The 14,604-nt window shown below is 66.8% G+C and carries 18 protein-coding genes and 1 pseudogene; 8 read left to right on the top strand and 11 right to left on the bottom strand.

Annotated features, from left to right (window positions below):
* The 3 genes from A5779_RS05610 to ripD all read right to left on the bottom strand — a co-directional run.
* Window positions 1-644: hypothetical protein (locus tag A5779_RS05610; protein WP_064879788.1), on the bottom strand; the 644-nt coding region annotated here is incomplete at its 3' end.
* Between the two features lie 40 nt (window positions 645-684).
* A complete protein-coding gene (locus A5779_RS05605; RefSeq protein WP_064879786.1) occupies window positions 685-1,761 on the bottom strand; it encodes a M48 family metallopeptidase in 1,077 nt (358 codons plus the stop codon).
* Between the two features lie 76 nt (window positions 1,762-1,837).
* Window positions 1,838-2,467: an NlpC/P60 family peptidoglycan-binding protein RipD gene (gene ripD / locus A5779_RS05600; protein ID WP_064879784.1), complete on the bottom strand. Its 630-nt coding sequence runs from the start codon at window positions 2,465-2,467 to the stop codon at window positions 1,838-1,840.
* A 346-nt stretch (window positions 2,468-2,813) separates the two neighbouring features.
* Here ripD and tenA point away from each other — a divergent pair, with 346 nt between their 5' ends.
* A complete protein-coding gene (gene tenA, locus A5779_RS05595) occupies window positions 2,814-3,497 on the top strand; it encodes a thiaminase II (RefSeq protein WP_064879782.1) in 684 nt (227 codons plus the stop codon).
* Window positions 3,498-3,553: 56 nt separating this feature from the next.
* On the opposite strand, the gene tpx is transcribed toward tenA, so the two are convergent.
* Window positions 3,554-4,045, bottom strand: coding sequence for a thiol peroxidase (gene tpx / locus A5779_RS05590; protein WP_055114335.1), 492 nt, complete (start codon window positions 4,043-4,045; stop codon window positions 3,554-3,556).
* 62 nt (window positions 4,046-4,107) lie between these two features.
* On the opposite strand from tpx, the gene A5779_RS05585 reads away from it, so the two are divergent.
* A complete protein-coding gene (locus A5779_RS05585) occupies window positions 4,108-5,001 on the top strand; it encodes an aminoglycoside phosphotransferase family protein (RefSeq protein WP_064879780.1) in 894 nt (297 codons plus the stop codon).
* 17 nt (window positions 5,002-5,018) lie between these two features.
* Here A5779_RS05585 and A5779_RS05580 read toward each other — a convergent pair whose 3' ends face one another.
* Together A5779_RS05580 and A5779_RS05575 are read right to left on the bottom strand one after the other, a co-directional pair.
* Complete coding sequence (locus A5779_RS05580; protein ID WP_131811581.1) at window positions 5,019-5,342, bottom strand: hypothetical protein; 324 nt, start codon at window positions 5,340-5,342, stop codon at window positions 5,019-5,021.
* A 160-nt stretch (window positions 5,343-5,502) separates the two neighbouring features.
* Window positions 5,503-6,468: an o-succinylbenzoate synthase gene (locus A5779_RS05575; RefSeq protein WP_064879794.1), complete on the bottom strand. Its 966-nt coding sequence runs from the start codon at window positions 6,466-6,468 to the stop codon at window positions 5,503-5,505.
* A 103-nt stretch (window positions 6,469-6,571) separates the two neighbouring features.
* Here A5779_RS05575 and A5779_RS32805 point away from each other — a divergent pair, with 103 nt between their 5' ends.
* Window positions 6,572-6,823: a hypothetical protein gene (locus A5779_RS32805; protein ID WP_082941542.1), complete on the top strand. Its 252-nt coding sequence runs from the start codon at window positions 6,572-6,574 to the stop codon at window positions 6,821-6,823.
* 18 nt (window positions 6,824-6,841) lie between these two features.
* Window positions 6,842-7,504 (top strand): MOSC domain-containing protein, encoded by a 663-nt coding sequence (locus tag A5779_RS05565; protein WP_064879774.1) that lies wholly within the window; start codon window positions 6,842-6,844, stop codon window positions 7,502-7,504.
* 27 nt (window positions 7,505-7,531) lie between these two features.
* Here A5779_RS05565 and A5779_RS05560 read toward each other — a convergent pair whose 3' ends face one another.
* On the bottom strand, window positions 7,532-8,185 hold the full coding sequence (locus tag A5779_RS05560; RefSeq protein ID WP_064879772.1) for an HD domain-containing protein: 654 nt from the start codon (window positions 8,183-8,185) through the stop codon (window positions 7,532-7,534).
* 22 nt (window positions 8,186-8,207) lie between these two features.
* Window positions 8,208-8,750, bottom strand: coding sequence for a cupin domain-containing protein (locus A5779_RS05555; protein WP_064879792.1), 543 nt, complete (start codon window positions 8,748-8,750; stop codon window positions 8,208-8,210).
* Between the two features lie 101 nt (window positions 8,751-8,851).
* Between A5779_RS05555 and A5779_RS05550 the strand changes: the two genes are divergently transcribed.
* Window positions 8,852-9,823 (top strand): GlxA family transcriptional regulator, encoded by a 972-nt coding sequence (locus A5779_RS05550; protein WP_064879770.1) that lies wholly within the window; start codon window positions 8,852-8,854, stop codon window positions 9,821-9,823.
* Between the two features lie 9 nt (window positions 9,824-9,832).
* On the opposite strand, the gene A5779_RS05545 is transcribed toward A5779_RS05550, so the two are convergent.
* Both A5779_RS05545 and A5779_RS05540 read right to left on the bottom strand, forming a co-directional pair.
* Entirely contained in the window at window positions 9,833-10,522 is a 690-nt protein-coding gene (locus A5779_RS05545; protein ID WP_055114347.1) for an Rv0518 family GDSL lipase, read from the bottom strand.
* A 155-nt stretch (window positions 10,523-10,677) separates the two neighbouring features.
* Complete coding sequence (locus tag A5779_RS05540) at window positions 10,678-11,892, bottom strand: acyltransferase family protein (RefSeq protein WP_064879768.1); 1,215 nt, start codon at window positions 11,890-11,892, stop codon at window positions 10,678-10,680.
* A 329-nt stretch (window positions 11,893-12,221) separates the two neighbouring features.
* Between A5779_RS05540 and A5779_RS05535 the strand changes: the two genes are divergently transcribed.
* Window positions 12,222-12,536: a hypothetical protein gene (locus A5779_RS05535; protein WP_064879766.1), complete on the top strand. Its 315-nt coding sequence runs from the start codon at window positions 12,222-12,224 to the stop codon at window positions 12,534-12,536.
* 31 nt (window positions 12,537-12,567) lie between these two features.
* Here the strand turns inward: A5779_RS05535 and A5779_RS05530 are convergent, their stop codons facing one another.
* Complete coding sequence (locus tag A5779_RS05530) at window positions 12,568-13,140, bottom strand: Rv1352/Rv1906c domain-containing protein (RefSeq protein ID WP_064879764.1); 573 nt, start codon at window positions 13,138-13,140, stop codon at window positions 12,568-12,570.
* A 101-nt stretch (window positions 13,141-13,241) separates the two neighbouring features.
* Here A5779_RS05530 and A5779_RS05525 point away from each other — a divergent pair, with 101 nt between their 5' ends.
* Both A5779_RS05525 and A5779_RS32800 read left to right on the top strand, forming a co-directional pair.
* Window positions 13,242-14,399, top strand: coding sequence for an alkaline phosphatase family protein (locus A5779_RS05525; protein WP_064879790.1), 1,158 nt, complete (start codon window positions 13,242-13,244; stop codon window positions 14,397-14,399).
* Between the two features lie 47 nt (window positions 14,400-14,446).
* Window positions 14,447-14,604 (top strand): annotated as a pseudogene (locus tag A5779_RS32800) (DUF732 domain-containing protein); the annotation flags it as partial.

Here is a 14,604-nt window from a genome sequence, read left to right as displayed (position 1 = left end):
TGCGCCAGATAGTAGAGCTGGTCGATCTCGGCCTCGGAGAACGCCACGAAAGTGGTTTTGCGCACGATGTCGTTCATGCCCGCCGTCATCCGGTCGGGCAGTACCCGCGAGGCCAGTGCCGCCAGCCCGAGCAGCGTGAACGGGATGACCCAGTAACAGATGAACGACAACGGCGTCTTGGTGTCCAGGATCGTGGCGTCACCCTGCACCAACGGCGGTATCGCCGCGGAGATCGTCATCCCGGCGAACGCGCCCACCCAGATCCAGGTCAGGATCTTCACAATCCGTTGGAACAGATCACTTTCCACAACTCCGGGCGGCTGGCCCGCTGCGGCGAACTCCAGCACGAACGGCTTGCCGATCAGCTGACCGATCAGAGCGACCAGGAAGATCCCCGCGGTACTCAGTGGCTGTATCCAGCGCTCCATCACATCCTGGCTCAGCACCAGGGTCAGGATCGTCAGCACGATGAAGGTCGCGAGAGCACCGACCTCCAAGGTGCGCCCCGGTGCCCCGGAGATCCGGCTGATCGTGAATGTCGCGATGGCCGTGGCCAGCGCCACCAGCACGGCGACCAGGAACGGCACGTTGCCGACGAGAACCCAATAGATGATCCACGGCGCGAAGCCAAACAGGATGCCCACGAGCGCCTAGTCTAGGGGCTTACCGTTGTTCCGACGGCAACTACCCGTCGGTCGACTGTTCGTCACTCGTCCGGGTGTTGCGGCGCCATTCGGAGATCTTGCGGCCCATCGAGTCTGCCGCATTCGTCGCGGCCTGCCCCACTCCGTCGACCACCCCGCCCAAGCCGTCCCGGATGCCCCGGATCAGCGGGTCGTTGGACTGGTCGAAACCGTCCTTGTAGTGGCGTGCCGCCGCGCTGACGTCGTCAGCCCAACTCGCGTTCGCATCCTCGGACCGCAGCGGATAGTTGCCGGCCATGATCGCGCCGTATCCGCCGGTGTCGACCCACTTGGTCAGTGCCGCCGCCCGGAGCACCGAGAACGGATGCGTCTGCATTTCCAGATTGAGCAGTTTGAGCACCCCGTCGCGCATGTCGCCGGTCGCGTCATAATCACGGGCCTGGGCCAGGAACGCCTGCGAGTCGAGCTTGTCGAGGTGCCGGCCGGCCGCCAGCTTCAACTCGACCCGAATCGCCATGTCGAAGTCCTGTCCGCACAGCAGGCCCGCGCGATCGCCCGAAAGCTCGGATTTGCGTTGCCATTCCTGCAACGCCGCGACGATGGCCCGCAGCGCCCAGCCACCGATCGGGATGAAGCCGAACGACGAGGCCAACCGCAGCAGGTGGTGGAGCATCGTGCGGTACACGGCATGGCCGCTGAGCGCATGTCCCAGTTCGTGACCGATCACGAAGCGCATCTCGTCATGTGTCATCAGCTCGTACATGCCCGAGGTGATGACGATGAACGGGTCCTCCATGCCGATGCAGTACGCATTGGCTTCCGGCGACTGGATGATGAACATCTCCGGGCGTACCGGAGCGTCGAGCACCTGCACGCACTCGTCGAGCAACGCGTCGAGGTCGGCGAACTGCCGTGGACCCACCCGTGCCGAACTGGCCAGGTACAGCAGCCGGTGCTTGCGTTCGCGCAACATCCCCGACAGCACCTTGAGGACCTGATCGAATCCCTTCAGCCGACGCAGGGCGGTCAGCGCGGTCCGGTCCGCAGGATGCTCCCAGGCACGGGAACTGATACCGGGAAATACGGTCCGCGTGGTCGCAGGTGTCTGATCTGTCAATGCAGTGCGCCTTCCTCGTCGTCAGCTCAGAGCCTACGGAGGGTTGAGCCGCCTCGGACGCACAAGATCTCAGGTGTCAGGCGATGATGCGGACCAGATAGGGCGTCATCCCCTGGGCGCGCACCGGCGTGACCGCGACAGCCGGCTCGGTGCCCTGGATCATCTGGTTGTTGCCGAGGTAGAGCGCCACACTCTGGGTGCCCTCGGGGCCGTAGAAGATCAGGTCACCGGGTAACGCCTGCGCCGGGAGCACCTTCTGTCCGACCTTGTACTGCTCGCCGGACGACCGTGGCATCTTCACCCCGACTCCGCCGAAGGCATACACGATCAGACCAGAGGCGTCGAATCCCACCACGTTCGCCGACGGGTCCGGCGCCAGGCCGAGACCCGGGGTCAGAACCGGAGCGACCGGAGCGGTCACCGCCGGAGTCGAGAGGCCCGGGGTCAGTCCGCCACCCACCAGCGGCGGAGTGGCAGGAGCCAGGCCCGCGGCGGCGGGCAGGGAGCGGGCGACGCCACGGGTCGGCCCGTTCACGTCGCCACCGCCGTAGCTGAAGGGCACACCGCGCTGTGACATCGCGCGGGCAATCACCAGATCGACATAGCGTTGGTTGCCGGTCGGGCGTTCGATCGGCGCGGCGCCGGCCAGTCCGGGAGCCGCTACCAGGAATGCCAGACCGAACAGCAGGGCAAAGGTACGTCTCATCGAACATCAACTCTCTCGACCACCGGAGGATGACACCGACTGCTGGTCGCTGTCAGCCGGGTCAACCATTTGTACCGCTCAGTAACAGGTTTGCCCAATTAGATTGGCGCACAGACTCGATCAGATACAGGACCGTGACCCAACAGTTACCGGAGCGGTCCTGGGCGGCCGTTGTGCGGGCCGCTTCGGCGCCGCCGGGAGCACCGCGCGCCGCGGTGGGTGCCCTCCCCCTCGGCAAAGGGTCGGGGGGAGTTCCGATTTGGCCATGACCGGGGCGAAAATCGTTGTGGTGCAGGCCGGCCGAGAGGGCGCACCACGTTTGCGGATGACCTGACACCATGGTGGCATGCATTCCGACGCGTATCCGCAATCCTGGTCTTCCCGGCTCTGGGAGCCGATCGAGCCGATATTCACCGCGATCCTCGCGCACCCGTTCCTGACCGGCCTGACCGACGGCAGCCTGGACGACGCGGCCTTCGCCCACTACGTGGCACAGGACGTGCACTATCTGCGTGACTATGCCCGCGCGTTGGCCATCGTCGCCGCCAAAGCCCCCACGCTGGCCGAGACCGCGATGTTCTCCCGGCACGCCGCCGAGGTCTTCGATGTCGAGTTGGGCCTACACAGCGAGCTGCTTCCCGAATTGGGGCTGGACGTCGAGGCGCTGAACGCGACGCCGATCACCCCGACCACACGCGCCTACACGAGTTATCTGCTGGCCGCTGCCTACAGCGGCACCTTCGCCGAGGGGTTGGCGGCGGTCCTGCCCTGTTACTGGATCTACGCCCGCGTCGGGGCGGCGTTGCTGGATCGGGGTTCGCCCGATCGGCGTTATCAGCGTTGGATCGACAGCTACGGGGGCGACGAGTTCGCCGCCACTGTTGCCGAGGTGCTCGAGCTGACCGATCGGCTGGGACCGACACTGGGCGGGGCGGACGAGGCCGCCGCACGAGCCCATTTCGAGGTCACGGCCAAATACGAATGGATGTTCTTCGACGCGGCGTATCGCCGCGAGCACTGGCCGATCTGAGCGCCGGCCGGTTCCTCACCGGCGCGGGGCGCGCCGGTGAGGAGGGATGACGACGATCAGAGTGCGGCCAGCGCGGCGTCGTAGTCGGGTTCCTGAACGATCTCCGGCACCAGCTCCGTGTAGGCCACCTTGCCATCGGCGCCGATGACGACGACGGCGCGTCCCAGCAGACCGGCCATCGGACCGTCGGACATGGTTACTCCGTAATCCTCTCCGAAGCTGTCCCGGAAAGCCGACGCGGTGATGACGTTCTCGATGCCTTCGGCCCCGCAGAAACGGCTCAGCGCGAAGGGCAGGTCCTTCGACACGCACAAGACCGTGGCTCCGGCGGCAGCGGCCCGTTCGTTGAAGGTGCGCACGCTGGCGGCGCAAATCCCGGTGTCCACCGACGGGAAGATGTTCAGCAGCACCGACTTGCCCGCGAACTGGTCGTTGGTGACGGCACCGAGGTCGGTACCGGTGACCGAGAAGCTCGGGGCGGAGCTACCGACTGCCGGCAGGTCGCCGACCGTGTTGATGGGGTTTCCTTTGAAGGTGATCTGTGCCATGGGGCACAGTCTGTCAAAACCGTATGCCGAGCGGGCGGGCCGGGGTGCGACGATGGACCACGATGATCGATCTGCCAGGAGGCGTGCGTGCGATGGGCACGCGGGGACCGCAATGGCAATCATGGGTCGATGGCCTGCCACGACTGATCCGGACCCAGTTCGACGAATGGGACCTGCACGCCGACGGGCCCGCCGATCACGGCTACTGCTCGATCGTCCTACCGGTACGCACCGACGAGGGTGTGCCCGCAGTCCTCAAGGCCGCGTTCCCGGATGACGAGTCCGAACACGAACACCTCGCGTTACGACGGTGGGCGGGAGCCGGCGCGGTCCGGTTGCTGCGGGCCGATCCGCACCGGCGGACGATGCTGCTGGAACGGTTACACCACCGAAATCTCAACGAGCTCTGGGACATCGAGGCGTGTGAGATCGTCGCCGGGATCTACGGCCGGATCCATGTACCGCCACTGCCCCAGCTGCGGTCACTGGCCGACTACACGTCCCGGTCGACAGCTGACCTGGCACGTCTCCCCCGCAACGCCCCCGTTCCACGACGACTCGTGGAACAGGCGATCACGCTCGGCAGGGACCTGACCGCCGATTCCGGCGCCACCGGCACCGTGATCCACGGCGACCTGCACTACGAGAACGTCCTCGCCGGTGACCGCGAGCGATGGCTGGCGATCGACCCGAAGCCGATGAACGGCGACCCGCACTACGAGGTTGCGCCGATGCTGTGGAACCGATGGGACGAGCTGGCGGGTTACGTTCGCGACGGGGTCCGGCGCCGGCTGTCGGCCCTGGTCGACGCGGCCGGCCTGGATGCCGACCGGGCCCGGGCCTGGACCATCGTGCGGGTGATGCAGAACGCGATGTGGGAGCTGACCGAGACACCGGCACCCGACATCGACGAGCTGACCCGATGTGTGGCGATCGCCAAGGCCGTTCAGGACTGACGTTCGGGATTGAGTGGTCAGATGACCTTGTACGTGAGGTCGTAGAGTGCGCCGGCGCCGCTGAACTGCTGGGTGAGCTCGCCTCTACCCAACTCGTCCGAGCGGATGAATATCGAGCCCACGTCCTGCATCTCGTCGGTACGCACGTCCACCTCCCTCAACACGATCTCCAACTGACCGTCGAACGGCAGCAGTCGGTCCAGATCCACCACATCCCCCTGGCACATCGACACAGCCTTGAACTGAAACCCGTCAGCTCTGCTGATACTGAGCTCGTCGGTCCCCGCGGAGTCCTGGGTCTTCACGGCCCGGAGTTCCGACAGCTTGGCGAACAACGACATGGCATCCTCCGTTGGATCTTCCCGCCAGCGGTAGCTGACCACGTCGATTCTCGAGTCGCCGCCACGCCGCACACATGCGTAGTGCGCTACTTGAATCTGTTCGGCGGAGGGTGCTGCGCTCAGCCCCGCGATACCCCATCCGGGGTGGTATCAGAGCAGTTCACGATGCGGAAATGGCACACTCCAGACGCTCGCGCCACCACGCCACCCGGGCTGGGTCGGTGACCGCATACTGCTCGAGTCGGTCGGGCTGCGGCGCGGGCGGCATCGGCGCCACAGGCAGGTAGCCATCGACGGCGACCAGGGACCGCGAATCAGCGACGATATCGCCGGCGAGGAAGCCCCTGGTGCCCAACTCACACGCGAACGCCAACTCGGGTAACGCCCCCGCCAGCGCAAGCCCCGACCCGAGTCCGATGGTGGTCTCCAGCGTCGAGGTGACCACACACGGCAACCCGCAGGCCTCGGCGACGCGCAACGCGCGCCGGGCCCCACCCAAGGGTCCGGTGGCGAGCACGGCGATATCGGCCGCCTCACCGAGGCTCAGGCCCATCGGGTCGTCGGATTCGCGGATCGACTCCCCGGCCGCGATCGGCATATCGACCCTCCGTCTGACCTGCGCCAGCTCGTCGATCGTCGGGCACGGCTGCGTGACGAACTCCAGTCCGCCGGCCGCTCGATCGAGAGCGGCGATGGCGCTGACCGCGGTGTCCGGATCCCACCGTCCCTTGGCATCGCACCGCAGGACGCCACCCGCACCGAGCCCGTCGCGCACGGCACGGACCCGCTCAAGGTCCTCGGCCAATCCCCCGACACCCACTTCGACCGCCGCGGTCCGACAACCCGATGCGGCGGCAATCTCGCGCGCCCGTGCGGCGTCCACGGCGGGAATGGTGATCGCGATGGGCACTCGGCCGCGCACCGGATCGGGCCAGCCGACGGTTCCCGGCTCGGTGGCTGACGTCAGCCACCGGCCCAGCGCGCCCCCGTGCGGCAGCGGGCTGAACTCCCCCCACCCCTGCGGGCCTTCGATCAGCATTCCCTCGCGCACGGTGAGCCCACCGACCGGCTCGATGGTCGGGATGCCGAAAACCGGCGCACGGTCGAAGTCGATGAGGGTCTGCACAACCACGTGACGCTAGCGGACCGAACCGGGCGTGGGCAGACAACCCGCGGCTTAGACTGCGCCCGTAGGTCCGAAAGAGGTGCAGCTCATGAGGAGACAGCCAATGACGAGCGCAGTGTGGCGCGGGGTGTTCACCGTGGTGTCGGCCGCGGTGCTGTCGGCCGGTTCGATGGCAGTGGCCACGATCGTGACGCCGGCCCCGAGCTCGGCCTGCCCGCCCGGGGAAACCGGCGTCACCAACGGTTGTTCGCCTTTCTGCATACCGGGCAGACAGCTCGACACCGCGACCGGGCTGTGCCTGCCCGTGCCGCCCTCCCCGCCGTCCTCGAATGGCGTTGCGACACCGCTTTTCTAAGCCGATACGCTGGGCGTCATGGCGCAGGTACTGACGGTCAACGTGGCCCATCCACGACCCAACACCGCCGAGGGCCGGGCAGTCACCGGCATCGACAAACGTCCCGTCGACGGGGCGGTCGCGGTACGCGCGCCCGGCCCGATGCACGGCGGGCTCGGTAGCGGCCTCGTCGGCGACACGATCGGCGACCAACAGTTCCACGGCGGCGACGATCAGGCGGTGTACGCCTACGCCCGCGAGGATCTCGACAGCTGGCAGACCGAGCTGGACCGCGAGATCGCCAACGGCGTGTTCGGCGAGAACCTGACGACCGCGGGCATCGATGTCACCAACGCCGTCGTCGGTGAACGGTGGCGGGTCGGTTCCCACGGGCTGGAGCTCGAGGTGTCCCGGCCGCGCATCCCCTGCCGGACGTTCGCAAACTGGTTGCAGATCAACGGTTGGGTGAAAACCTTTACCAGGACGGCGATCCCGGGTGCGTATCTGCGCCTGGTTACGCCGGGACCGGTATCTGCCGGCGACGAGATCGTGGTGACCGATCGCCCTGACCATGGCATCACCGTCGGGTTCGTGTTCCGGGCGCTGACCTTGGAGCCCCAGCATCTGCCCACGATCCTGCAGGCTCCTGCTCTGCCGGAACCCCTCCGGGACCTCGCCGAACGCCGCACGTCCTCCAGCTGATCGACTCGGGTCCGCCTGTGGGACAGGCTATTCCGGCCACTTGTTGGCGAGGATTACTTCGACGAAGTCCTCCCGCACAAAAGTGTCGTCGAAGTGGGACAGCACGTCGGCGTTGACAGTGCCGAAGGTCGACCCGCGGCGCTGCCGTACCCCGTCGGTGAATGCCTGCAGGATGCGGTTCTTGAAGTCGGGCCGCGGATGCGCCGCGGTGACGGCACTCAGAACTTCCGGTGTCAGGTTGTCGAGGCCGATCCCGAGCACATCGGTTTCGACACCGGCTGTCACCAGCGCGATCTCAGGCTCGAGGAACTCGGGCACCCCCGGCGTGGTGTGCAGCGCGATGCCCAGCCAGACCTTGCGCGCGGCGGCCTCGTCGACCCCGCGCTGCAGCAGGAAGTCCCGTGCGGCGTCGGCGCCGTCGACCTCGAAGCGCAATTGTGACGACGTGCGGTACCCGTCGGTCAGCCCGATGTCGTGGAACATCGCACCGACGTACAGCAGCTCGAGATCTGGCTGCAGCCCTCGGCGCAGGCCCTGTAACGCACCGAAGTAGAACACCCGGCGGGAGTGATGGAACAGCAGGTCGTCCTCGACGTCGCGGATGTACTCGGTGGCCTCGCGCACCAGCGCGGTGTCCGGCAGTTCGATCCCGCCGATGTTGCCGGTCAGTGATGTTGTCATGGATGTCTCCTTCGGACTCGACTCAATGGGTGGGTGGGTTGAGGTGGTAGCGGGCCACGATGTCGTCGAACCATTCCGGCACCCCGTAGGTGAGGCCGTACTTGTTCGAGAGTTCGATGAACTCGGCGGTGGTGTGCAGGGGTGGGCCGTCCGGCCCGGGTTCGCCGGCGGAGGTCAGTAGCTCACCGAGTTCGCGGAAGTAGTTCTCGAATCCGTTTCCCGGCGTGATGACTTCGATGATGCGACCCGGCGTCGAACCCGCGTTCCACATGGCGTGCATCTGCCCGCGCGGCTTCGTGATGTAACCGCCCGGTCCCAGAACCACTTCACTGTCATCTGACCGGAACCCGATCTCGCCGGACAACACGATCGAGTGCTCGTCCTCGTTGGTATGGCGGTGCGCCGCGGTGATCATGCCCACCGCGAAAGGATGCTCGACAATCGAGACCAGGCCTCCGGTGGTTCGGCCGGTGAGCTTGAAAACTGCCCCGAAGCCAGGGATTTCAGCCGAATTCCCGGCCCCGGGCTGGACCACTGTGACGGTTGCACCTGCGGTGAATGACATGCGAACCTCCTTGTCGGCGTGCAACCAGTCTGCGCCGCGACCCAACCCTTCGAGAATGTCCGATCTGCCATCTTTCCCACAAAAAGCGACACAATGGATGCATGGCACAGGGTGGGGAACCACGGAAGATCGTGATCGTCGTCTTCGACGGGATGAAACTGCTGGATGCCGCCGGACCAGCCGAGGTCTTCGCCGAGGCCAACCGGTTCGGCGCCGACTACCGACTGCGGTTCGCGTCGGTCGACGGCGCCGACGTCATCACCTCGATCGGCACGAGGTTCGCGGTGACCGATCGAATCGCGCAGATCGATGGCGTGGACACCGTATTGGTCTCCGGCGGAGACAATCTCGTGGGCCGGCCGATCGATCCGAGCCTGGTGGCAGCACTGCGAGATGTGCCCGCACGGGCCCGACGGCTCGCGTCGATCTGCACCGGGTCCTTCATACTCGCCGAAGCCGGCCTGCTCGACGGCCGCCGGGCCACCACGCACTGGCGGCATGCGCGGCTACTGGCGCGCGCCTATCCCACGATCTCGGTCGAACCCGACGCCATCTTTGTCCGGGACGGGGCTGTCTACACATCAGCGGGAGTATCGGCGGGCATCGATCTGGCGTTGGCACTGGTGGAGTCGGACTACGGCGCTGAACTGGTGCGCGACGTCGCCCGGTCACTGGTCGTGTATCTCAAGCGAGCCGGCGGCCAGTCACAGTTCTCGACGCTGGTCGAGGCCGACGCGCCGGCAGAGTCGGCGCTGCGTCAGGTCACCGACGCGATCGCGGCCGATCCGACGGCCGACCACAGCGTGAAAAGCCTTGCGGCACTGGCTTCGTTGAGTACCCGACAGCTGACCCGTCTGTTTCACGCCGAGCTGGGCACCACACCGGCCCGTTACGTCGAAACTGTGCGGGTCGATGTCGCACGAGCAGCCCTCGACGCGGGACGCCAGGTGGGAGAAACCGCCCGCCTGGCCGGTTTCGGGAGTGCCGAGACCCTACGGCGGGTGTTCGTCAACCACCTCGGGGTGTCACCACGGGCCTACCGCGACCGGTTCCGCACCACCTCCGGCGGCTGAGCTCCGCGCTCAGACCCAGCGCGGAAGTTCCTTGCCGATCAGCGGAGCGATCTTGTCCGCCATGTAGGCGTGGCCGGCGTCGGTCGGGTGGATGCCGTCCGCCCCGATCAGCTCCGGGTTGTCGAAGAACCAGCGTTCGGCGATCGGATCGACGAACATGGCTCCCACCTGCCGGGCCTGATCGCGCAGGATGTCGCGGACGCCGAGCAGATTCGGCGGAACATCGGCGTTCACCCATGGCGGCCCGATCACCAGCATCCGAGCGGTGGGAGCGGCCTGCCGGGCCATCGTCAGCGCATCGTGGCTCAACCGTGTCACCGCACCCAGGTCGGCATCCTTGTCGTTGCGTGACCCGAAGAAAACGATCAATGCATCGTCGGGCTGCACCGCCCGTGGGGTCAGGTCGGCGAAGACGCTGCCGCGGTTACCGCGCGCCTCATAGCCGGCGCCGCCCTCGGCCACCACATCGGCGTCGACCTGCACACCGCGCTGTGCCAATTTCTGCCAGGCCAGCGGAGCCCAGTTCCTCGGCCCCATGCCACCCTCGGCGGGCATGCCAGTGGTGTAGGAGTCTCCGATCACCGCGATGTGGCTGATCTGGGGATCCAGGCCGGAGGTGACAAAGCGCCGCTGAGGGGCCTGCGCGAACAGCCCCACCAGGAGGGCGAGCGAGACGATGAAAGTGGTCAGACGACTCACTGCAACCTCCACTGCCGGCGAGACCCAATTCGTCCCGGACCGCGATACCGAGACAGCCTAAGGTGTGAACCTGGGCCGTAGATAGGCGGCTGGTGACACAGCGATAACAAGGGCATAACAACCTGTCGCGCAGCGGGTTTGGATGGTTACAACGGTCAGCCGGCGCGGGCTGGAACCTCGTCGGACCGGTCTGCGGAATCCGTGTCGATCCGGTGCAGTTTCGTGTTCGTCGAGTCGACCGGCCGGATGTCGACCATCCGGCGCATCCAGCGTCTGGCAGGCTCCTCCACGAGGTGATAGAGCGCGATCGCGCCGATCACCGAGATCACGAACAGGCCGAGCAGCGTCGTCTTACCCGAGAGTGTGGGTGTCAAGGTCAGCTCGAATTGCCGGGTGGTCCAGATCCAGGCGGTATGGACCAACTCGTGCACCATGTACAGGCCGAACGAGATTTGTCCGCCGTAGACAAGCAGTCGGGTGGACAACAATGCCGGCAGGCTGCCGACTCCGACCGCCAGGGCGACCACCTGCGGGACGAAGAGAATGTCGACCATGCCGCCCGCATCGCCGACGGTGTTCAACGGGTGCTTGTCGAAGAAGTACAGTCCGCCGACGATGGCGGCGCCCAACAGGATCGAGAGGTAGCCCGCACCCTTCTGGGTCCGATCTGTCAGATGAAGCTTGCGCACCGCCGCACATGCCAGTGCGCCGGCGGTGAACTGCATGACGATGCGGGGCAGCCAACTCCACGGGGTGTAGAAGTGGCCGGTGGCCATCAACAGCACGACCGGTGGGACCGCGGCGGCGATGGCCAGTAGGACCAGACTGCGCGCCCGGGTCGCGCGGGCGATCCGGAAGATGACCAGGATCAGCGCACCGAACAGCAGGTAAGCCAGCCACTCGGCGCTGATCGACCACGCCGGCCCATCCCAGCTCGAGCCGTCGAAGTACGGCTCGAACCACAGCTGGACGAGGAACAGCTGCCGCACATAGCTGACGGCGTTGTAACCGCTCGTGTCCTCCGGCGGGATATGCCCGACGTTGAGGGTGAAGATCAGCCACAGTGCTGCCAGGTGCAGCGTGACGAGGTATACCGGCCACACCCGCGACAACCGCAGCCAGAGGAAGTGCAACGTGGCCCGGGTGGACCACGTCGGCCCCATCCGGTCGATGTAGTTCCAGGTCAGGACGAATCCGCTGAGGATGAAGAACAGGTCGACGCCCTGGGCGCCGCGGTCGAGTACGGGGGCCAGGGCCTTGGTGACATCGGGTGCCACCTGGTAGAGGAGGGGCCGGAAGTGGAACAGGACCACCCACACCGCTGCAACGATGCGCAGACCCGTCAGGGCCTTGATCTCTGCGCCGCGCACAACACCCTTTTCCGTATCCACCGAGCTGTTTCGTCACGTTCCCGCCGCGGCTGGCCGGGCGGATCGACCCGCGATTCGCGCAACCGGCAGCTCTCGCAGACTAGCAGCGCGCCCGTGCGGGTTGCGCTTCCCGCGCGGTGTGCATCTGCTGGACGACACGCCGGGCTGCCCGAACACCGGCTCGGGTGATCTTGTGCAGCAAAGCAATTGCCCGCGTCGACGTCCTCGCGGATCCTCGTGGCCGGCGCCGACCCGGCGTGTCCGATTCCTGGCAGTCCGCTCAGTGCGCCGATAGGCTCGAATCACGTGATCTCTCGGGGAGGTGTGAGATGACCAGCATCATCGGCCGCTGCGCTGCGGGTATCGGCGCGGTACTGGCGCCGTTCGGTCTGATGGCAGTGGTTACGGTCGCCACACCAGCGGTCAGCTGGGCCGACTGCGGTGCCGGAGAATGGTGGGATCCGGTGGCGAATGTGTGCCGTCCGCCGGTCGTGCCGCTCGGATGTGAGAACGGCGCCTGGTGGGACCCGGTGGCCAATACGTGTCGACCGCCCGTGGTTCCTCCACCGCCGATGTGCGACAACGGCTGGTGGTGGGACCCGACCGGCAATGTCTGTCGGCCGCCGCTGATTCCGCCGGGCTGATCCTGCCGGGCAGGTCATCGAGCCCGAGCTGTCAGGGCATCGGCACCGAGGAACCGTCGTAGTTACGGGCGTTGTTGTTCAGGCTGTCCATCCACGCGCGCAGTTTGGCGCCGCCCACCAAGGCCGGGATGGTGCCGTTGGCCGGGGTGTCGGGGGCTGCGTCGGTTGGCTGCCACGGCTGGCAACCACTCGTCTTGAACGCCTTGTCGGTCGCCTCGATCGTGATGACCTGTGGCTTCTTCGTGAACGCGTTGTCGATGATGTCGCCGCCGTGCAGATCCGCCATGCGCTTCCAATAGCAGGTGCCACCCTCGACCGGCCCGGCCGAGGCGTAGTTGCCCGGCTGGATATCGGTACCGACCATGAACAGGCCGTCGTGGTCGATCGCTTTTCCGCCCGCCGCGGCCGCGGGGGCCGCTGGGGGGGCCGCGGGATCTGCCGGCGCCGCGTCGACGGGACCGGGGGGCGGGCCCGGCGCGGGCACGGGCCCCGGCGCGGGACCTGGAGCCGGAACGACCGGATCGGCACTGGCGATGCCAGTGAACGCCCCGCCTGCAGATACCACCAGGGCGGCAGCGAGGATCACGGCTTTCATCGGCTTCATGAAAACCCAGGGTACCGGGTACGGCGCGGTGGTCTGGCGCCCTTGGGCCGAGGTCTGCGTCGACAGATCCCGCCGGCGTGATCTGTGGCACGCTCGCGGGTGTGGAGCCTGCAAGTCCCGATCCCGATGCACCCCACCTGGCTGACGTGGTCCCGTCCGTGCTCGCTGCGATGGGCATACCCGGGTTCGACGCGCGGATCGTCTGGCCCGGTCCGATCCGCGGAGCATGCGTTCTGTTGATCGACGGACTCGGCGCCGAATTGCTCGCCGCCTATGCCGCCGACGCACCCGTACTCACCTCCATGTCAGATGCCGCCCACCGGACCCTGCACGTCGGGTTCCCGTCCACCACGGCAGCGGGGCTGGCGGCGATCGGCACCGGGAGCCGCTCGGGTGAGCACGGATTTGTCGGCTACTCCTTCCGGGTCCCAGAGGCCGGTCCAGAATTCGATGTGATGAACGCGCTGAGGTGGCGCCCCCATCCGTGGGGGCCCGACCTTCGCGACCGCGTGGTGCCCGAACAGATCCAACCGCTGCCCACCACGTTCGAACGGGCCGCGGCGGCCGGATTCGAGGTCTCGATCGTCTCGGGCGCCGAGCACGCCGGATCCGGTTTGACCCGGGCGCTGCTGCGCGGCGGACGCTATGTCGGCGTGCACGCTCTCGGCGATCTCGCCGCCGAGAGCATCGCGGCCGTCGCAGGCGGCGGCTTCTGTTACGGCTACCACGCCGACCTCGACCTGGTGGGCCACCTACACGGGCCCGGGTCGCCGGCCTGGCGGATGCAGTTGCGCCAGGTCGACCGCCTGGTGGAGTCGGTGCTGGAAGCTCTGCCGTCGGAATGCCTGCTGACAGTGGTGGCCGACCACGGAATGGTCGCCGTGGACCCAGCGGCGGCGATCGACGTCGACGAGTGCGAACCACTTCGCAACGGGGTGGTCGCGGTCGGTGGTGAAGCCCGCGCCCGGCACGTCTACACCGCCGCGGGCGCGGCCGACGACGTCCTCACCGCATGGCGGACCACCCTGGCGGATTCGGCGTGGGTGATGTCGCGGGACGAGGCCATCGGAGCGGGCTGGTTCGGCCCTCGGGTACGTGACGACGTCCGTTCCCGCATCGGCGATGTGGTCGCCGCCGCGCGCAGCTCAGCCGCGTTGCTGAGACGCCGAGTCGAACCCCTGGAGTCGGCATTGGTCGGCCATCACGGTTCGCTGACGAGCGCCGAGCAATATGTCCCGCTGCTGTCGGCGATCGGCTGAACCAACCGCGCACCCGAAACAGGCTTAGATGGGCTAAGATTCACCGCATGAAGCTTGCAGGGCTGGCAGTGATCGGTGCCGCGGCGGCAATCGCCTTCGCCGCTCCCGCACATGCCGAGATTGATACTGATTTCGCCAATGAGCTGCACACCTTCGGTATCTACGGGCAGCGGGACTACAACGCCTGGATCGCCAAGATCATGTG

The sequence above is a fragment of the Mycolicibacterium peregrinum genome, from assembly GCF_001665625.1.
In the GTDB taxonomy this organism is placed as follows: domain Bacteria; phylum Actinomycetota; class Actinomycetes; order Mycobacteriales; family Mycobacteriaceae; genus Mycobacterium; species Mycobacterium peregrinum_B.
The sequence above is the reverse complement of the archived record's forward strand: the minus strand, read 5'-3'. Positions and strand labels throughout refer to the sequence as shown.